We start from the raw sequence: 19,954 nt of genomic DNA on the forward strand, positions 1-19,954 counted from the left end.
GGTGGAAGCTCGGTCAGGTAAGGGGAGAAGAATGCAGGAAAAGCCCGCGGGCCTGCGCCTTGCGTCGATGACTGCCCCGTCAAAACTCGCGAATTTTACGAGGGACACTCCGGGCGTGGCGGCAGCGCACGTGCTCGAGTGCGTGGGGCGAGGGATTCCGACGTTCGCCTACGGTCCACCGAGAAGCGGGAAATCCTCCCTGTGCGCCCACGCTGCATGGGAAGCGATGCGTGAGGGGACTCAGGCCCGGTCCGTCGTGCTTCTCGCTCCCACGAGGGAGCGCGCCGCGCTTCTTCGCGACGAGCTTTCGCGTCGCGCCATGGCAGCCCATGGCAGGGGCGCTGAGCAGCGGCGTGAACTTCCCACCATCATGACGCCGCTCGCCTACGCGTTTGCCCTCGTGAGTGAGGAAGCGGCGCGGAACGGGCGCGCACAGCCGAGCCTTGTGACCGGTGCGGATCAGGACGCGCTTCTCGAAGAGCTCCTCGCGGAGATTCCTACGACGTGGCCAGAGTCGATCGACCCGGCGGCCCTCTCTCTCGCGGGTTTTCGCGCGGAACTTCGCGACCTCGTGAGCCGTTGCACCGAGCGGGGCATGACACCCGCGCAGCTCGCCGCGCTCGGCGTGGAATTCAGGCGCGAGGAATGGCAGGCGGCAGCAAGCGTTTTTGAGTCCTATCTCGACTCGCTCGCGCTGGAGAGCACTATGGCGATCGATGCCGGTCTTCGCCTCGATTCCGGGGTGCTCGTGGATCGCGCGTGCGCGGTGATCGAGGCGGCGGACGAGGTGGCTCTGCTTGCCGTGGATGACGCGCAGGATTTCACCGCGAGTGGCGTGCGAATCGTCACGGCGCTCGCCTCGAGTGCCGCCCGCGTGCTCGTGACGTCGAGCCCTGATACGACTGTCGAGGGGTTCCGTGGAGGCATGGCGGATGCGGCCTCGCGCATGGCGAATTCACCGGCGCTCGCGCACCGCGAATGCGCATCGCTCGTGCTTGACGGGGGGCTCGATCAACACCCCGCGCTCGCCCGGGTCACAGCTTTACTCGCGTCGCGACTACCGCTCGCGGGGGCCCCGAGCGCGCTGCGGAGTGCAGCGCATGAAGAAAGCACCTCCGAGGCTTTCGCATTCGCGCTCGCCGCTAATGACGAGGGCGAGGCGCGCGACATCGCTACAGCTATCCGTCTTCTCGGGGCCGTGCACGACGTCTCTCGCGACGATATCGCCGTCGTCTGCCGTTCCGCCTCGGCTGCACGCGCCCTTGCAGAGCGCCTCACACGCGTGGGAATCGACGCTGAGGCTCCCCTTCGCGCGAATCCGCTGCGAGACGAGCCCGTCATCCGCGATCTCTTCACGATCCTCGCGTGGGCTCTCGGGATGCAGCAGCTACGCGCCGAGCGACTCGTGGAGATTTTGCGTGGGCCCTGGGGCGGAATGGACGACGGCATGCTGCGTGAGCTGCGTCGCTGGGCCCTCGCACACGACACGCACACCCTCGGGGATGCGGCGATCCTTGCGATCGTGGAGAACACGGACGCGCCGTTGCCGGATGCGACGAAAGAGAGCGACGGCACGGCACATAGCAGGGAGCGCTATCTCCGTGCGGTCACGGCGCCCCTTCGGCGACTGCGGCGCATGCGCGAGGCCATCGTGGCCGCTCGAGAGAACGGAATCCTCCCGCTCCTGTGGGCCGCGTGGGAGTCCTCGCACCTCGCTACTCGGTGGCAGAATGACGCGATCGCCCTGGCCTCAACCGTGCAGGCCCGCTCGCGCGCAAAACTCGCCAACTCGCGTCTCGATTCCCTCGGAGCGCTCTTCACGGCCGCCGACCGCTACGAGGAACGCCGCGGAGGCGACGACATCGCCGTCTTCATGGCCCATATTGAAGCCCAGGCCGTCCCGGAAGATTCACTCAGCGCCCGCGGAAGGGTGAGCGGCATTGTTCGCGTGCTCACGCCTGCAGCCGTCGCGGGAGAGAGCTTCGATACCGTCATCCTTGCGGGCCTCAACGAGGGAGCTTGGCCGAATCTTCGCCTTCGCTCGGGAATTCTTGGAGCCGCCGATCTGGCGCTCCACCTCGATAACCCCGGCATCGCGCTCAACCGCGCCGAGCTGCGTGCACTTCGGCGAAGTGCAAACCTCAACGACGAGATCCGCCTCGCAGTTGCGGCACTTTCCCGCGCGCGAAACCGCATTCTTGTGACCGCGGTGGAGAGCGAGGACACGGCGCCCTCCGCTCTGTTCCGGGTGCTGTGCAACGACGCGCGAAGCACGGGGATGCCGTTCGGCTGGGTGGCGTCGGCCCTAGCGAGCGCGAACCCGGGACCGTTCCCCGAAACCCGCCAGCTCGTTGCTGCACTCGCACGTGCGCTCGCGGTCGAGCCACGCGAAAGTCCCGGCAGAACCCACCTCGCTTCGCTCCTTGCTGCGCTCGAGCGTGAAGGTGTCGAAAGTGCGAACCCCGAAACCTGGTACCACCAGGACCTCACGCGTACCGATGCCCCTTTCCCTTCAGGCAGTACGCTCACCCTTTCCCCGTCGAGCCTTGCGACGGCCTCGCAGTGCCCGCGTGCGTTCCTCCTCGAGAGCGCGGGCGCGCGTAACCCCGGTGGAGTAGCGCAAGAAATTGGCACACTCGTTCACGCGCTCGCCGAGGCCCATCCAAAGGCAGGCGCGGCAGAACTCGTCGCCGAGTTTGCCAAGAGTGAGCCCGCGGACGACGTGGAGAAGCAGAACTGGCGTACGCGAGCCGAGCGCGCGCGCCTCATCCGCATGCTCGAAAAACTTGGCGCGTATCAGAGCGCGCACCAAAACGTCGCCGCGGTCGAGAAGCGGTTCTCGGTAGCGCTCGGCGACGGGGTCGAGATCCGCGGCTCGATCGACCGGATCGAGCGGGAGACGAGCGGCCTTCGCGTGGTGGATTACAAGACGGGGAAAACCGCGAAGTCAAAAACGGATGCGGAACGCGACCCGCAGCTTGCCGCCTACCAGTACGCGCTCGCGCACGGCGGAAGTGGGGAAAAGCTCGAGGGAGCGAGCCTCGTGTACGTTGGCACAGACGCACAATCGAGTGCTGTACGGTACCAGCCGGCGCTCGGCGAAGGCGATGACCCCGAGTGGTTCGAGAAGCTTGTGCGAGACATTGACGCACGCTTGCGCACCGCCGGCGTGAGTCTGGTGCGCAACCCTCACTGCACGGTGTGCCCCGTCAAGCGCTCATGTCCGCTCTACCAGGAGGAAATGTGACCACGGTGCGTTTTCGCGCGCGCGAGGTCGCGCATCTTCTTGGCCAGCACGAGCCCACGCCTGAACAGGTGGCGGTCATCGAATCGCCTCTCGCCCCAGCCCTCGTCGTCGCGGGCGCGGGAAGCGGGAAAACTGAAACGATGTCGGCGAGGGTCGTGTGGCTCATCGCGAACGGTCTCGTGGAACCCCGACATGTGCTCGGGCTGACCTTCACGAAAAAGGCTGCCCACGAACTCGCCGAGCGCATCGACCGAAGACTCGCGAGCCTCACCTCTGCGATGGTCTCGGCAGGTATCGAGCCGCCAGCAACACTTGCCGCGAGTACCGTGCAGCTCGGCGGACAATCGCCGCGCGTCGCGACCTACAACGGTTTTGCTCTCGATCTCGTTCACGAGCATGCGCTTCGCATCGGCATCGATCCGGACTTCACCGTCATTCCGCCCGCGGCCGCATGGCAGATCGCCTACGACCTCGTTGAATCGTGGCAGGGCGAGCTTCCCTTCGACCACTCGAGCGGCACGGTCGCGAGCGCAGTGCTCTCGCTTTCGGGGGCGCTGAGCGATCACTTGCGTACCCCGCGAGAACTTGACGAGTACCTTCGCGAGATCGAGGTCGAGACCATGAACCTCCCGCTCCAGGGTGAGGGTGGGAAAAAGCGCACCGCTCCCGCAAGCGTGAAGCGCCTGTGGCGCGTCCTCGAGCAGCGCCGGTCTCTCGTGCCACTCCTCGAGGCATTCGCGCGTGAGAAGCGCGAGCGGGGGGCGATTGATTTTTCTGATCAGGTGAGTCTTGCCGCTGCGATTGCCGAAGCGAGCAGCGAAGTGCGCGAGGATGCGCGTACGCAGCACCGGGTCGTGCTTCTCGACGAGTTCCAAGATACGTCGGTCGCGCAGCTCCAGCTTCTTGCTTCCCTCTTCGGCTCGGGGCACGCGACGTGCGCCGTGGGTGACCCAAACCAGGCGATCTATGGCTGGCGCGGTGCCTCAGCAGCGTCCCTCTCCTCGTTTGTCGAGCGGTGGGGAAGTGCGGAGTGTCCCGTGCGGCAGTACACGCTCAGCACGTCCTGGCGCAATGATGCGGCCCTGCTCACGGGGGCGAATGCCATCAGCAGGCCACTCGCGGGCAGCACGGCTGGCATCACCGTCCCGACGCTTGCCCCGCGCCCAGATGCGGGCCCCGGTGCGATCACCGTTGCCGCGCACGCGACCGAATTTGATGAGGCTACCGCGATCGCCGAGTGGATCTCGACTATCCGCACCGCGCACGAGGATGAAACCGAAGCCCTCGACGAGGCACCCCCGAGTGCCGCTGTGCTCGTGCGTTCGCGCTCACGAATTCCCGCTCTACAGTCAGCCCTCGAATCCGCGGGGCTGAGCGTGAGTGTTGCCGGCGGCGATTCCCTCCTCGCGCAGCGCGAGGTGAGCGATGTTCGCTCTCTGCTCGAGGTCATCAGTGACGCTTCGCGCTCCGATGCACTCGTGGAACTTCTCGAAGGGCCGAGATTCCGGCTCGCCCCTGCCGATATCGCCGCGCTTGGTGCGTGGCGCCGCGCTCTCGAGCGAAGTGCGGGGCCGCGGGCGGCGCTCTCGGACCCCGGCGCCGCCTTCACCCTCGTTGATGCCGTGACCTCGCCGCCGCCCCACGATTTTGTGAGCCCCGCGGGACAGCGCTTGAGCGCCTCGGCACGCGCGCGACTCGCCAGCCTCGCGCGGATCATAAGGGAGGTTCGCGGCGCCCAGGGGCTCGATATCCCGGATCTCGTGACGGTAGCGGTGCGCGCCCTCGGCGTTGATATCGCGCTTGAATCGGATCCTAGTCGCGATCAGCAACACGCGCTCGCGAACATCGAGCGCCTGCGCGCGCACGCGGAGACCTACGCACGTACTGCAAGCGCACCGAGCCTCGAGGCTTTCCTTGCGCACCTCGACGTGTCCGAGACCGAGGAGCGGGGGCTCGAGGCTGCATCCACGCAGGCGAGCGACCCGAACGCCGTCGTCATCTCGACCGTCCACGCCGCGAAAGGTCTCGAATGGGACCACGTCGCGATCGCCTCGCTTACCGAAGGCAGCTTCCCTTCCTACACGCGCCAGAGCGCCGCGAAACCCGAAACCCCGGGGGAGTACCCCGCACCGCGTGAGCCGGGATGGGTCAACGAGCTTTCGCTTGCGACCATCCCCGTTGAGCTTCGCGGCGACGGGGAAATCCTCTCCGAGCTTCGCTGGGCTGAGGCAGCAACGCAGGTGGAGCTTGAGGGGATGTTCGAGGAATTTCGCCTCGACAACGGTGCCGAGAGCCTCCGCGAGGAGCGTCGGCTTATGTACGTTGCCCTCACACGCGCCAAAAAGAGTGCCCTTCTCACCCACTCAGCATGGAGTGAGGGGGCGTCAAAGCCGCGCCAGGCCTCGCGTTTCGTGCACGAGATCAGCGCGCTCGACGGCGTAGAGCTCGTGCAGCGCGGAGGCGAGATCGGTACCGAGAACCCGCTTGAATCTGCCCCTCGCTTCGCCCAGTGGCCTACCGCCCCGCACACGCGGGAAAAAGACGTCAAGGAGGCGAAGGCAGCCGTCGGAACCGCCCGCGCGAGCGGAGTAAATGCCCTCGCTGATATCAGCGAGGAGCCTGACCTCGCCCTTTTCACCAAGGCCACGCGGCACGTGATCGCGAATCTCCGAGCCGAGCACGAAGCGCGCAGCGTGTACCTCCCGTCGCGTTTGAGCCCTTCGGATCTCGTAGCGCTCTCGGGTGCGAATGCGCCAGAGCGCGTGCGTGAACTCGTGCGGCCCATGCCCCGTAAGCCCTCCACGAGCGCGCGTCTCGGCACGCGTTTTCACGCCTGGGTTGAGGAGACACACACCCACGGCGCCCTTCTCGATGTGGACGACCTCTTGCTCGATCAGGAGGACGACGGCACGCGTGAAAGCTTGCAGGAGCTCAAGACAAAATTCGATCGTTCGATATTTGCGAACATGACGCCCCTTGCGCTCGAAATCCCCGTCTCACTCGCGCTCGAAAGAGCGTTCCTCTCGGGAGTAATCGATGCGGTCTACCCGAATCCGCAAGGCGAGGGCGTGTGGATTGTCGACTGGAAAACGGGGCGTGTGCCCTCGGGCGAGGAGCTCGCACGCAAGGCGCTTCAGCTCACCGTGTACCGCCTCGCGTGGCACCAGAAAACGGGTGTGCCACTCGAGAACATCGAGACGAAGTTCCACTACGTTGCGGCTGAGCGCACGGTGGAGATCACGCAGCATCCACGTGAGGAAGAGCTGGTCGAGCTCCTCGCCCAGCTCGGGTAGGAGATCAGCGCTCCGGCGTGACCTCGGGGTCGTGCGAGGCGAGCTCATCGAACTCTTGCTCGGCTTCGCGCCGGGCGAGTTCTGCGAGATCATCATCGACGTCGCGCAGCATTTCGAGAGCGTCAGCCACGATCGCCTGATCGTTCGTGTCGTTGCCCGAAAGCAGCCACTCGAGCACGGCGAACTCGCCGACGAGCTGGGTGCGCTCCTCGAGGCGGGCGTCAGGGCGCACATCGAGGTTCGCGCAATAGGCCGTGAAGAATGCCTCGAAGGCGGGGGCGTCCAGGCCGTGGAGCATCCACGTGAGGTCGCGAGCAGGGTCGGCGACCTGTGCATTTTCCCATCCCGTGAAGCCCGAAACCTCAGTGCCAACGGCGAGGGCCGTATCCTCATTGATCGAGCCGTGGGTGAAACGAGGAGTGAACTGCCACAGCGAATCCTCCGCGAGCAAGTGGTTCCAGCGCTGCGCAACGGCCGACGGAATCGGGTGCTCCGCGAGTGCACGTGCGACGCTTGCGCGGTAGTTCGCACGCACCTCTTCCGCCGTGAATTCCTCGACGCCCGACGCCTGGCACGCAGCCTTCGGCGCGTTGTGGATTGTGGCAACCGCGCGGCCAAGGTTCGCCGCGAGCACATGATCGTGGCTGACTTCATCGAGGTGCAGTGAAGTGCCCTCGAGCGCGAGTGCGATGGCTGCGCGTCCCCCCTCGGGAATCGACGCGAAACCCTGCGGAGCCTGCAAATACGGGGCGAGCTCGGTGCGAGAAAGCGCCTCGAGAACGCCGATCTCCTTCGCGAGACGCGCACCCGCCGTGGGCGTCGAGGGGGCGCTCACGACCCACAGGCGGTCCTGCGTGTCGCGCACGAGCGCAGACTCGATTTCCTCGCCCTCGGGCGTGGTTGAGGAAGTGGCCACGGGAATCACACCGGGAATCCCGGCCGTGGCAAGGGCGGCCAGTGCATAGGAATTTCGTCTCACCCTCTAACCGTAACCATTTCGTGCGCGTTGGATACTGTGGGACACATGCATGCGCCCATGAATTTTCCTCACACGTACCTCACCTCTCATTTCTCGGCACCGGGCGACGCGCGAGGAATCCCCACCCCCGCGGAGGAGGAAATTGAAAAGCACGTGATCCTCGTGCGAGGCGACGAGGTCGCTGTGCACGAGGGCGAGGGCGAGGAACTGCACCTGTGGACCCTCGCGCGCACGGGCACCGTGTTCCTCGGCTCCTGGAAGGACGGCGAGGTATGGGCTCTTGACGCGGAAAGTTCCGCAGACAGTGCGAGAGCGGCACTTCCCGATGGCACCCGCATGCGTAGCCTCCGTGAGATCGCGCCGATGCTCGAGGGGCGTGAACGAAGCCTCGCGCTGAGCGCCGTGGGGATGCTGACGTGGCACCGCGACGCCCGCTACTGCACGCGTTGCGGTAGTGCCGTGCACGCCACTCGCGACGGCTGGTCCCAGACCTGCGAGGGCGGGCACGAAACCTTTCCGCGCACCGACCCCGCCGTCATCACCCTTGTACGCGACGGTCTCGATCGCGCGCTTCTCGCGAAAAACCACCGCTTCACGAACGGCATGGTGTCCGCGCTCGCGGGCTTCGTGGAGCCCGGCGAAGATCTCGAGGATGCCCTCAAACGTGAGGTTCACGAGGAAACTGGCCTCGTCGTGGGTGACCTCGAATACTTCGGTTCCCAGCCGTGGCCGTTCCCACGCTCGATCATGGTGGCGTTCACATCGCGCCTTGCGAACGGTGCCGAAACGGATATCACCCTCCAGCGCGAGGAGCTCGCGAGCGCCACGTGGTTCACGCGCGAAGAGCTGACCGAAGCTCTCGAACGGGGCGACGTGCGCTTGCCGCCCTCGACCTCAATCGCCCATTCGATGATTACCGCGTGGAGGAAGGGAGAGCTTTCGTGAACACCGCACCGACCAGTGGGGCCGAGCGCATCCTCGAGGGGCTCGATCCTGAACAACGCCAGGTCGCTCAGTCGATTGGGGCGCCCCTGTGCGTTCTCGCGGGCGCTGGTACCGGCAAGACCCGAGCGATTACGCACCGCATCGCCTACGCGATCGCGAGCGGCGGCTACGCCCCGAACCACGTTCTCGCGCTCACCTACACCACCAAGGCAGCGGCGGAGATGCGCTCGCGCCTTCGCGACCTTGGGGTGCCGGCCGTCCAGGCGCGCACATTCCACTCAGCGGCGCTCAGGCAGCTCACCTATTTCTGGCCCTCGACCGTTGGAGGCCCCGCGCCTGACCTCGTGGATCGAACTCTCCCACTCGTGGCTCAAGCGATGGGGCGCCTACACATGCGCGCGGATCCCGCCGCGCTCCGCGACATTTCCGCCGAGCTCGAATGGGCGAAGTCCTCGATGATCCTGCCCGAAGAGTATCCACTTGCCGCAGCGCGCCTATCGCGCGAGGGCGTAGCGGGGTTCGAGCCGCGTACCCTGTCGCGGATCATGACCCAGTACGAGGATCTCAAGACCGAACTGCACCTGATCGACTTTGCGGACGTTTTGCTGCTGACCGCCTCGATGATTCAGGAGCATCCGCACATGGCGCATGCCGTGCGCTCCCAATACCGTCATTTCACGGTCGATGAGTATCAGGACATCTCGCCCCTGCAGTTCCGGCTCCTGCGCGCGTGGCTCGGCAATGCGAGCGACGTGTGCGTCGTGGGCGATGCGGCGCAGACGATCTACTCCTATGCGGGTGCCGACTCGAGCTACCTCCTCGATTTCACAAAGGAGTTCCCGCGCGCGAGTGTGATCCGCCTCGAGCGCAACTACCGCTCGAGCCCTCAGATCGTGCAGGTAGCGAACGCCGTGCTCGCGAGGGCTAAGGAGGGTCGGGACTCGCACGTGGAGCTTCGGGCGCAGCGGTCCGACGCCACCCGGCCCCTCGTTGTGGGCTACCCCGATGAGACCGCTGAGGCGCGAGAGGTCGCGAAGTCGATTGCCGAGCTCATTCGTGGCGGGAGAAGCGCGAGCGAAATCGCGATTCTCTTGCGTGTCAACGCCCACAGCGAACGATTTGAGGACGCTCTTGACCGCGAGGGCATCGCGTATCAGGTGCGCGGCGGTCAAAAATTCTTTGAAAGGCGCGAGGTCCAGGAGGCGATAAGCGCGCTTCGCGCGGCTCTCGGTGCAGGTGGCGGAAATGATCCCGATGTGAGCCGTATTGTGCGCGATGTGCTCTCCTCGCGGGGCTGGTCGGACAAGGCTCCCGAGGTACGCGGTGCGGTGTTCGAGAGGTGGGCGTCGCTCAACGCTCTCGTGCAGGTTGCCGATTCGATTGCCGAGCGCGAGGGCGCGAGCCTCAGGGACGTTGTTGCCGAGCTTGAGGAACGCCGCGAGGCGCAAAGTGCTCCCGTGAGTGAGGCCGTGACGATCGCGACCGTGCACGCCGCGAAAGGGCTCGAGTGGCCCGTGGTGTTCGTTGTCGGGGCGAGTGAAGGCACCTTCCCAATCTCCTACGCGAAAACGGACAGGGAGATCGAGGAGGAACGGCGCCTGTTTTACGTCGCGATGACACGCGCGCGCGACGTTCTCACGGTGACGTGGGCCGCGGCGCGCAGCGAAGGTGCGAAAGCGTCGAGGAAGGCCTCGCGGTTCATTGCGGGGAGCTTCGACCACCGTGACGAAGGTGCCGCTGAGCGAACGGCGATGAAACGTACGACCGGGCGGCGCGGCGCCCGCATCTTTACGACATGCAAAGGTTGCGGCGAAGCTCTCACAACTCCGGGCGAGCAGAAGGTCGGCCGCCACGCGGGCTGCGGGGGCGAGGAGAGCGCCGAACTCTTCGGAAAGCTACGGGCCTGGCGCCGTGAGCGTGCGAGTGAGCTCAAGCGGCCCGCCTTTGCGGTGTTTACCGACTCGACCCTTCTGGCGATCGCGGATCGAACTCCCGCGAGCCTCGAAGAGCTTCATCAGGTTCCCGGCGTGGGGCAGTCGAAGCTCACGCAGTTCGGCGAGGAGGTCCTCGCGATCATTGCCGAGGCACGCTAAGAAGGTAAAGAAGAACCGGTGCCGTGGCGGCACCGGTTCGTTCTTTCATGCATGTGCGGGGCGGGCACGGATGCGCCCGCGTGCACTCACTTGCTGGGGAGGAAGCGGTTAAGCTTCGTGCCGCACTCGGGGCATTCAGCCTTCGCCGCACGGCGGCCCTTGTCGTTGACCTGGATGGTGCCGGTTGCTTCGTGCTTCGCGCGGCACTTCACGCAGTAGAACTCGCCCGTGTAGGTTTCGTCAGCCATGGTTGCTCCTAGGGATTGTGGTGAACTCTCTGTTCGACGCCACTGTATAAGCATTTTTGAGGACTTAGGAACTCAACACTCCGCGAAGGAGACGGAGAAACCGCACGTCAGAGGCGTTTTTGGGAATGGTTCGCAAGTAAGGGTGTCAAAGAGGTGGTTTGGGGTGTCGGGTGATGAGGTGGAGCGGCATAAAAAAGGGCGATCCCCCGGGGACGCTTAATGCACGCGGGCCTTCCCCGCTCGCGAGCATTTGTTTTCCCGGAGGATCGCTTCTCCATCGAATGTAGTGGCCTGTTCGACCCCGGTCAAAGCGGCGACGGGCCGGCATTGTGGATAACTTAGCGATTGTTGTGGACACCCCGTCAAGCTGTGTGGAAAGTGTGTGTGGATAATTGGCCGTAGGGGTCTAATGTGCTCAATGACCTGGGCATTTATCGTGCCGTGATGGTGAATATTAATTTTTTGCAACATGTGTTGCAGTCCTCATCGATGCGTCACACGCGGGACGGAGGTCCTCATGTCGCCAGGCTTATCCACAACCTTGGGGTGCTTGTCAAGCCAGTTCCCCATTAGACTCGCACCGTGCCCCAGCGACGCCCCGAACGCGAAAAACTACTCCTCGATGGCATCTCCGAGCCCATCGAGGTGGTGCGCTCCACTCGCCGCCGAAAAACCATCACCGCACGTCGCAGAGGTGGAGTGTTTGAACTTCTCGTTCCCGCGAGACTTTCGGCACGTGAAACGCGCAAATGGGCGCGAGACATGTACGCGAAGCACGCAAACCGCTCCGAGAGCGCAGCCGCAAGTGATGAGGAACTCATGGCGCTTGCCTTAGTGCTGAGAGAAAAGTACCTACCGAGTGCTCCACCGCCTTCGAGCGTGCGGTGGGTCACGAACCAGGGCAAGCGCTGGGGCTCGTGCACGAGCGCCGATGGCTCAATTCGCCTCTCTCACCTTTTGAAAGACATGCCGAGCTACGTGATCGAATCCGTTCTTGTGCACGAGCTCGCCCATCTCCTCGAACCGAACCACTCGCGGGCCTTTCGCCAGCTCGAGGCCTCGTATCCCAAGCTTGAGCGGGCCAACGGTTTCCTCGAGGGGTACTCGTTTGCCGAGCAGCCCTAGCCAAGGGGCTCCTTAGGAGCGGAGCTTTGCGAGCGTAGGTTTAAGGTCGGGGACGACGCTTGCAGGGAGGGCCTCGAGCCGCCACCACCGAACGTCGTGGCTCTCCTCGCTCAAGGTGAGGGCGTCCGTGGGGGAGGCGGGCGTGACGGCCGCACGCATGAGGTATTGCACGTCCCAATGCTCGCTGCAGACCGCGAAATTCTTATTGAGGTTGTGCGCGTGCAGCGTGAACGGCGCGGCGCCCACGATCGCGAGCTCAGCGAGGCCCGATTCCTCGGCGACTTCTCGTCGAGCGGCCTCTTCGAAGCTCTCTTCACCTGCCTCGATGTGCCCGCCGAATTGGAGCCACGCGCCAACCTTGCGGTGGTGGTGAAGCGCAACGAACTGGCCGGAGGCATCGATCACGATCCCGCTCGCGGTGAAGTGCACGGGACCGCTCGATTTGAGGTGAGCTCTTTCGCTCGAGGTTGCGAGCGCAAGGAATCGCTGCCTCTCCCGAGAAGGCGCGCACGCCTCGAGCTCGGTGAGAAAGCTTCCGGGAAGGCTCACTGATCGTCGCCCGGCTTCCCATCGCCGTTGGGGGTGCCCCCGGGCTCTTCACCCCGATCGTCAAACTCACCGTCAAGCAACTTGCGAAGCTCCTCATCGAAATCGGGGGAGGCGGAGTTCATCGCGCCAAACTCGGGAAGATCGGGGAGCCCGTCACCGTCGGAATCCTTGGTGGGCACGGGCGCCTGAGGGGCCTGCGGACGCCCGCTCAGCACCTCGGGGCTCGGGAGAAGATCCGGGTGTGCCCAGACCTTTTCGCGGCCCTGCATCCCTTCGGTCGCGAGCACCGATTCCCACCACGCGTACGCTTCCTTGACCGAGCGTGGGTGTAGCTCGATGCCTACGAGATTCGTGAGGGTATCCAGAGCGCTACCGCCCGTTGCGCGTCGCCGCTGGACGAGTTCGCGCATCGCGTCGAGGCGGGGGAGTTTCTCGCGCAAGGCCTCTGTCACGACGAGGTCGACCCACGATTCGATGAGCGCGAGGGTCGTCGTGAGCTCCGTGAGGGCACGTTCCTGGTCGGCGGAGCGCGTGAAGGTGAAGATGTCTTCGGGGTTCGTGGCGCTCATCGCTGCGGGATTGTTGACGTCGAAGTCGCGAATCTTCTCCTCGAGAGCCCCCATGTCGAGGGTGATCCCTCGCGCGTATCCCTCAATCGCGGTGAAGAGATGCTCGGGGAGCCAGGGTGCGCTCTTGAAGAGGCTCTGGTGGGCGATCTCGCGCGCGGTGAAGAAAATGCGTGCCGCATCAACGTCGAGGTCGGTGCCCTCGAGAACGTCGGCGAGGTTCGCGGGCACGACCACGGGGGCGTAGAACGTCCACAGGGGGAGCGAAAGGTCGGTAACTCCGATGGCCTCACGTGCGATCGAGCCGATCGCATGCCCAAATTGGAGACCGAACATCGTGCCGCCCATTTTCTTCATCATCGAGCTCGGATCGCCGAGAGCCCCGCTCATGGCGCCGAGTGGCCCGGCGCCACCGAGCTGCTCGAGTCCACCGAGTTCCCCAAGCTGCTTCGCAAACGCGTCGCCGATGGCCTCGGCCATGTATTGCGCGACCGGCTCCACGATTTTTTGCCAGCGCGGGAGCGTGCGGTTCACCCATGTGCCGCGGCTCCAGCACTCGACCGCGTCGCTCACAACCGCGAAGTCGGTCTTCTCGGCGAGCCACATCGCCGCCACGTTTCCGGCTTCACGCATCGCGTGCTCGTCGGCCTCGCTCACGTTCGGATCGCCGGCCGTGCCGATCGACGTGCCACCGATTTGGGGGAGCGCCCCCGTGGGAAGGAGCGTGACGTTACCCGATGCGACCTGGCGCGCCAGATCATGACCAAGCTTCCAGTTGACGGGCCCATCGCCTCCCGCGGCGAAAAGCGACTGCATTTGAAGCGCGGCCATGCGGAGCATCGCGGGATCGCTGGGAAGGCCCGCCCCCTTCGCGAGCTCGGAAAGGTCAAGACCCTCCAGTGCGCCCGGGGGGATTTGCCCCTGGAAAATCTCCTCGAGGAACTTACGGAGGTTTTCTTCGTTGGACTCGTCGCTCATGCGCGCTCCTTACGATTGAGGCGGCGGTGACCGCCGATCACGGATTCTCCAAGCGTAGCGAGAGCGAGGGGCGGGAGGTAGACGTTTCGCTTCCCGCGAAGGTATCTGCAAGCGAGAGAAATAATTGTCTGGGACAATAGCCACGTGGAAAAACCCCTCAAGAAACTCACGGCCACGCCGCCGAATATCACGAATCCTCGCTTGTACAAGCGTCGCCTGTGGACGGTGTGCACTTCCGCCTTCGCACTCGTGGTGCTCACTGCGGTCGCGGCGGTGCTGCCCGCGCCGTACGTTGTTGAATCGCCCGGCCCCTCGCTCAACGTGCTCGGTGAATACGAGGGCAAGGACATCGTGAGCGTCGAGAATCGAGCTGACGGCCCGAGCGATGGCGAACTGCGGATGACGACCGTGTCGGTGCAGGGGTCGCCCGGATACGACATTCCGCTCGCGGGTGTGATGACCGCGTGGTTCGATCGGGATCGCTCGATTATTCCCGTCGAAGCGCTGTACCCCGACGATGCGGACGCAGAAGACAACAGCCTCATGAACACTGTCGAGATGAACGGTTCGCAACAAGAGGCGATCGCGGCGGCCCTCACCAAGCAGGGGGTTTCCTATTCGACAACGACGATGGTCGCGGGTCTGCGAAGTGATGGTGGTGCCGCGAACCAGCTCCAGCCCGGGGACGTGGTGCTCGAGGTCAACGGCCAGAAGATCGAGAATGTTTCGGCCGCGGGCGAGGCGATTGGCGCCACCCCGCGTGGAGAAAAAGTCAAGGTCACCGTGCGGCGCGACGGGGCGGAAGAGTCCTTCGCCCTCACCCCGCGCTACGAGGGGGATCGAGCGCTCCTCGGGATCGTGCTTGCCCGCGGCTTCGAATTCCCAGTCAAGGTGAACTTCGCGCTCGACGGGATCGGCGGCCCTAGTGCGGGCATGATTTTCGCCCTCGCGATCTTTGACGAAATGACGCCCGGTGATCTCACGGGCGGCAAGAAGATCGCCGGTACGGGCACGATTAACGAACAAGGCGCGGTGGGGCCGATCGGTGGTATCCGCCAGAAAATGATCGGGGCAAGGTCCGACGGCGCCGAGTTTTTCCTCGCTCCCGGTTTGAACTGTGAAGATGTCACGGGGCACATTCCCGAGGGCCTTCAGGTGGTCCGGGTCGATTCCCTTACCGAAGCGATCGAGGCCGTCGAACAAATCGCACAGCAGGGCTCCATCGAGGGCCTCGCCACGTGTGGCTAGACCCTGAGAACACGTTTTACTCGCTTTCGACACGAGGAACAGAGGAGAAGTCATGGCACGCGCGAGGCGCCGGGCACAGCACCCGGTTACCCAGCTCACGGTGGTGTTCGATTTCGGTGGTGTGCTCGCCGCGCGCCACAACCCCGTCCCCGTGATCCACCGCGAGGTGGGCGGCGATTACGAGGCTGTACGCGAGGTGTACTGGGGCGAGCGGAAGAAGCTCGATGGCGGTGAGATCTCGCTCGAGGACTATTGGCGAGCCGTGTGCGAGGCAGGTGCGATCGGTGCACCAACGGCGGACGAGATCGCTGACCTCGCTGACCTCGACGACCGCTACTGGGGTGAAATCGCTGCGGGGAGCCGCGAGCTCATTCACGACCTCGCGCGCAACGAAGTGCGACTCGCCATCCTGTCGAACACGAATGCTGCCTTCGGTGACTATCTGCGCAGGCAGGAGTGGTTCGAAGTATTCGAATTCGCGATCATCAGCGCCGAGGAGAAGGTGCAAAAGCCTGATCCCGAGATTTTCGAGATCCTTCTCGATGTGATCGCCCACGAGACCGGCGGGGTCGCGAGGCCCGGCAACGTGATCTTCTTCGACGACCTGCAGTCGAACGTCGACGCGGCCCGAAAGCTCGGCATCGATGCGCATTATTGGCCTCGTAATGACCGCACGCTAGCGTCGGACACCGCCGCCGAGCCCGACCGACCGGGCTGGGAGATCGCGCGTGAAATCCTTACCGCACGTGGGGTTCCGCTCGGCTGAAACGCAGGCGTCACCGTTAGACTGACACCATTGTGCCCGCCGCTGCGGCTCGAACCGGCGGCATGGCGGGGAAACCAACCCACGAGTCAAATGGAGAGACATTGGCAGAGTTCATCTACACCATGTACAAGGCGCGCAAGCAAGTGGGCGACAAGGTCATCCTTGACGACGTCACCATGAGCTTTTTCCCGGGCGCCAAGATCGGCATGGTCGGCCCGAACGGCGCAGGTAAGTCGACGATCCTCAAGATCATGGCGGGCCTTGATGAGCCGAGCAACGGCGAGGCACGCCTGAGCCCCGGCTATAGCGTGGGCATTCTCCTGCAGGAGCCGCCCCTCAACGAAGAAAAGACCGTTCTCGAGAACGTCCAGGAAGGCATGGGCGACCTCTACGCGAAGGTGCAGCGCTTCAACGAGATCGGCGAGCTCATGGGTGAGCCCGATGCCGATTTTGACGCGCTCATGGCCGAAATGGGCACTCTTCAAACGGAGATCGACGCCGCGAACGGCTGGGATCTCGACTCGCAGCTCGAGCAGGCGATGGACGCCCTGCGCTGCCCGCCTGGCGACGAGCCCGTGACGCACCTTTCCGGTGGCGAGCGTCGCCGAGTAGCATTGTGCAAGCTCCTCCTCCAGAAGCCGGACTTGCTTCTTCTTGACGAGCCCACGAACCACCTCGATGCCGAGTCCGTGCTGTGGCTCGAGAAGCACCTGCAGAGCTACGAGGGTGCCGTTATCGCGATTACCCACGATCGCTACTTCCTCGATCACGTCGCCGAGTGGATCGCCGAGGTCGACCGTGGCCACCTCTACCCGTACGAGGGCAACTACTCGACCTACCTCGAAAAGAAGCAGGAGCGCCTCGAGGTCCAGGGCAAGAAAGATCAAAAGCTCCAAAAGCGCCTCAAGGAAGAACTCGAATGGGTGCGCTCGAGCGCGAAGGGTCGCCAGGCGAAGTCCAAGGCGCGCCTCGCTCGCTACGAGGAGATGGCGAAGGAAGCCGAGTCGATGCGCAAGCTCGATTTCGAAGAAATCACGATCCCGCCGGGCCCGCGCCTCGGCAACGTCGTGATCGACGCGAAGAACCTCAAGAAGGGTTTCGGCGATCGCGTTCTCATCGATGGCCTGAGTTTCTCGCTCCCACCGAACGGCATCGTCGGCGTGATCGGCCCGAACGGCGTGGGCAAGACCACCCTCTTCAAGACCCTCGTGGGGCTCGAACCTCTCGACGAGGGCGAGCTCAAGGTCGGCGAGACCGTCAAGATCAGCTACGTTGACCAGAACCGCGAGAACATCGATCCCGAGAAGAACCTGTGGGAGGTTGTGAGCGACGGCCTCGACTTCATCGAGGTCGGCAAGGTTGAGATTCCCTCGCGTGCCTACGTGTCGCAGTTCGGCTTCAAGGGCCCGGACCAGCAGAAGAAGGCCGGCGTGCTCTCGGGCGGTGAGCGCAACCGCTTGAATCTCGCGCTCACGCTCAAGCAGGGCGGCAACCTGCTGCTTCTCGACGAGCCGACCAACGATCTCGACGTGCAGACCCTTAGCTCACTCGAAAACGCGCTCTTGAACTTCCCCGGCTGCGCCGTGGTCGTTTCGCACGACCGCTGGTTCCTTGACCGCGTTGCGACCCACATCCTTGCCTACGAGGGCACCGAGGAGAACCCCTCGAATTGGTACTGGTTTGAAGGCAACTTCGAGTCATACGAGAAGAACAAGGTTGAACGTCTTGGAGAGGACGCCGCGCGTCCGCACCGCGTGACGCATCGCCGCCTCACGAGGGACTAATAACGTCGCTCGCTCCTTTGAGCGAAGGAGTCGATAAGAAAACCCGGGACTCTTGAGGTCCCGGGTTTTCTTTGCCCTCACAACTGTGCTACTGTACTAAGTGCGTAATACAGTAAGACAAGGTGGTGTGGATGGAGTTCGACACTTCGAGACCGGTGTGGGTTCAGTTGGTCGAGGAGTTCACGCGAAAAATTGCGTCGGGCGCATGGATTGCGGGCCAAAAGGTCCCTTCGACTCGCGACCTCGCCCTCGACTATCGCGTCAACCCCAACACCGTGCAGAAAGCCCTCGCCGAGATGGACCGTCGGGGCCATACCAAGAGTGAACGAACATCGGGGCGCATAGTGCTGGTGACTGATGGCGCTACGGATGACCTCAAAACTAGCGAGAGTGAAGCGATCGCGGATCGTGCACTCGAGCAGCTCACGGGGCTAGGACTCTCGCCCCAGGATATTGAAACGCTCTTCCGTGAGCGTCTCTTAGATCGCTCTCGAAAGGGTGAAAAACCATGACTTCGCAACTTTTGCGAGTAGCCAAGGCTTCAAAGGCCTACGGGGCGACGACTGCCCTCGATAGCGTCGATCTCGACGTCGAGCCTGGAAGCATCGTCGGGCTGATCGGTGAGAACGGCTGTGGAAAATCGACCTTCCTCAAGGCAGTCGCGGGCCTCGTTCGACTGGATTCTGGCGAAGTGCGGGTGTGCGGCGAATTAGTCGGGCCACGATCGAAATCGATGGTGAGCTACCTGCCGGATCGGTCGGCGCTTCCTGCGCGCTTTACTGTCGAGTCCTGCATGCGCATGTTTGGGCAGGTGTTCGCGGACTTCGACGAGGTCAAGGCGCGTGCGATACTCAAAAACTTCGGGGTAGAGCCAACACGGCGTTTGCGCGAACTTAGTAAAGGGCAGCAGGAAAAGGCGCATATCGCGCTCGCCATGGCACGCGACGCGCGACTGTTCCTTCTCGATGAGCCGATCTCTGGCGTCGACCCGCTTTCGCGCGAGCAAACGTTGCGCGAGGTGATCGCGGCTCTCGGCGACGACTGTTGTCTCCTTATTACTTCTCACATGGTGCAGGATCTCGAGTTGATCGTGGATCGGGCGCTTCTCATGCGCCGCGGGCAGATCGTCGACGATGTCTGTCCCGATGAACTGCGTGAACAGACGGGCGACGGGCTCGTCGATCGACTGAGGAAGGTGTATGGATATGAACGCACACGCAGATAGCATGAGGTTGCCTGGGATCGGGACCGTCGTTCGGCTCGATGTGAGCCGGATGCTACCGATGACAGGCATGGCAACGCTCGCAGGTATTGCGGTGGCACTCGCGTTCTCCGGCCTAGGGGCCCTCGTGGCGCCTCTCAAGCCGGTTGCTTTTGTGGGTGTATGGATGGCTGCGGGCCTGTTGGTCGCCGCGACCGGCCTAGTGCTTGCGGGGTATTTCTACGTGAGCATGGTGGGGCGTGAAGCCCCGGTCACTCGCACGTGGCCCGTCGGTGGGCTCGCCCTTTTGGCAGGGAAGCTCGTGAGCGGCGTGCTCGCTCTATCCGTATCGGTCGTGGGGACGCTCGTGATGGTGGTTCTTTCGTTCGCGTTTCTTGCACCCAAAGGAGCCCTCGCCCTCGATGATCTCCTGACCGCAGTTGGGCAACTTTTCCGTGAGCATCCGGTGGTGTTGACGTGCGGGCTTATGTGGATTGTGCTTGGGGTCGTGTCGTTCCTCGTCTACGTGTATTTCGCCGTGCTTGTGGGAAGCAAGGGGTTCTTGGGCAGGCTTGGAGTCGCGGGGCCTGCGATTGTCGCGGTGTTCATGTGGGCCGTGGTGTCGCAACTCGTGGGTGTGGTGTCCATCCTCATTCCCCTGTCGTTTAATGTCGACTCGTGGTCTATTGAGACGGTGAGCATCCTCGGCTCCATCATCAACGCTGTGAAGACGGATGCGGAGGTTCCGCTGCTCCCAATCGCACTTCCTGTTCTCCAAAGCCTCGTCACGCTCGCGCTTCTCGTCTGGTGTGCGTGGGACTGTTCGAAAGTTCGCGATATCCAGTAACGATCGCCGAGGTCGAGCCCGCCGCTAACCACAAGCAAACTCCGCAAGAACATTTCATGCGGAAAAGCCTTGGTGAGCGGCGGGC

15 protein-coding genes are annotated in these 19,954 nt (G+C 63.8%); 11 read left to right on the forward strand and 4 right to left on the reverse strand.

The features are described from left to right. Positions 1-31 precede the first annotated feature (31 nt). Complete coding sequence (locus tag DAD186_RS03515; protein WP_065247522.1) at positions 32-3,247, forward strand: PD-(D/E)XK nuclease family protein; 3,216 nt, start codon at positions 32-34, stop codon at positions 3,245-3,247. Then, on the forward strand, positions 3,244-6,540 hold the full coding sequence (locus DAD186_RS03520) for an ATP-dependent DNA helicase (RefSeq protein ID WP_236886282.1): 3,297 nt from the start codon (positions 3,244-3,246) through the stop codon (positions 6,538-6,540). Before DAD186_RS03515 ends, DAD186_RS03520 begins: the two co-directional genes overlap by 4 nt. A 4-nt stretch (positions 6,541-6,544) precedes the next feature. Here DAD186_RS03520 and DAD186_RS03525 read toward each other — a convergent pair whose 3' ends face one another. Continuing rightward, positions 6,545-7,519: a phosphotransferase gene (locus DAD186_RS03525; protein WP_065247524.1), complete on the reverse strand. Its 975-nt coding sequence runs from the start codon at positions 7,517-7,519 to the stop codon at positions 6,545-6,547. A 57-nt stretch (positions 7,520-7,576) separates the two neighbouring features. Here DAD186_RS03525 and nudC point away from each other — a divergent pair, with 57 nt between their 5' ends. Beyond that, entirely contained in the window at positions 7,577-8,464 is an 888-nt protein-coding gene (gene nudC, locus DAD186_RS03530; protein WP_065247525.1) for an NAD(+) diphosphatase, read from the forward strand. Beyond that, positions 8,461-10,557: an ATP-dependent DNA helicase UvrD2 gene (locus DAD186_RS03535; protein WP_065247526.1), complete on the forward strand. Its 2,097-nt coding sequence runs from the start codon at positions 8,461-8,463 to the stop codon at positions 10,555-10,557. The genes nudC and DAD186_RS03535 overlap by 4 nt, the downstream gene beginning before the upstream one ends. A gap of 86 nt (positions 10,558-10,643) precedes the next feature. Here DAD186_RS03535 and DAD186_RS10960 read toward each other — a convergent pair whose 3' ends face one another. Continuing rightward, positions 10,644-10,805: a DUF5679 domain-containing protein gene (locus DAD186_RS10960; protein WP_016664205.1), complete on the reverse strand. Its 162-nt coding sequence runs from the start codon at positions 10,803-10,805 to the stop codon at positions 10,644-10,646. 582 nt (positions 10,806-11,387) lie between these two features. Between DAD186_RS10960 and DAD186_RS03540 the strand changes: the two genes are divergently transcribed. After that, entirely contained in the window at positions 11,388-11,930 is a 543-nt protein-coding gene (locus DAD186_RS03540) for a M48 family metallopeptidase (protein WP_074297321.1), read from the forward strand. Between the two features lie 12 nt (positions 11,931-11,942). Here the strand turns inward: DAD186_RS03540 and DAD186_RS03545 are convergent, their stop codons facing one another. Both DAD186_RS03545 and DAD186_RS03550 read right to left on the reverse strand, forming a co-directional pair. Continuing rightward, the gene (locus DAD186_RS03545; protein WP_065247527.1) at positions 11,943-12,479 is read right to left on the reverse strand and encodes an NUDIX hydrolase; all 537 of its coding nucleotides are present in this window, start codon (positions 12,477-12,479) and stop codon (positions 11,943-11,945) included. After that, positions 12,476-14,023 carry a zinc-dependent metalloprotease gene (locus DAD186_RS03550; protein WP_065247528.1) on the reverse strand — a complete coding sequence of 516 codons (1,548 nt, stop codon included), beginning with the start codon at positions 14,021-14,023 and terminating at the stop codon, positions 12,476-12,478. The genes DAD186_RS03545 and DAD186_RS03550 overlap by 4 nt, the downstream gene beginning before the upstream one ends. A gap of 144 nt (positions 14,024-14,167) precedes the next feature. Here DAD186_RS03550 and DAD186_RS03555 point away from each other — a divergent pair, with 144 nt between their 5' ends. The 6 genes from DAD186_RS03555 (at position 14,168) to DAD186_RS03580 (ending at position 19,869) form a co-directional block, all read left to right on the forward strand. Continuing rightward, on the forward strand, positions 14,168-15,271 hold the full coding sequence (locus DAD186_RS03555; RefSeq protein WP_082991058.1) for a YlbL family protein: 1,104 nt from the start codon (positions 14,168-14,170) through the stop codon (positions 15,269-15,271). A 52-nt stretch (positions 15,272-15,323) separates the two neighbouring features. Continuing rightward, positions 15,324-16,037, forward strand: coding sequence for an HAD family hydrolase (locus DAD186_RS03560; RefSeq protein ID WP_065247529.1), 714 nt, complete (start codon positions 15,324-15,326; stop codon positions 16,035-16,037). 101 nt (positions 16,038-16,138) lie between these two features. After that, a complete protein-coding gene (ettA, locus tag DAD186_RS03565; RefSeq protein WP_065247530.1) occupies positions 16,139-17,821 on the forward strand; it encodes an energy-dependent translational throttle protein EttA in 1,683 nt (560 codons plus the stop codon). 131 nt (positions 17,822-17,952) lie between these two features. Next, positions 17,953-18,333, forward strand: a complete 381-nt coding sequence (locus DAD186_RS03570) for a GntR family transcriptional regulator (protein WP_065247531.1) — start codon at positions 17,953-17,955, stop codon at positions 18,331-18,333. Then, a complete protein-coding gene (locus DAD186_RS03575; RefSeq protein WP_065247532.1) occupies positions 18,330-19,046 on the forward strand; it encodes an ABC transporter ATP-binding protein in 717 nt (238 codons plus the stop codon). Before DAD186_RS03570 ends, DAD186_RS03575 begins: the two co-directional genes overlap by 4 nt. Positions 19,047-19,113: 67 nt before the next feature. Beyond that, entirely contained in the window at positions 19,114-19,869 is a 756-nt protein-coding gene (locus DAD186_RS03580) for a hypothetical protein (protein WP_150333465.1), read from the forward strand. The last annotated feature ends 85 nt before the right edge of the window (positions 19,870-19,954 follow it).

Origin of the sequence: Dermabacter vaginalis (assembly GCF_001678905.1) — a bacterium.
Lineage (GTDB): Bacteria > Actinomycetota > Actinomycetes > Actinomycetales > Dermabacteraceae > Dermabacter > Dermabacter vaginalis.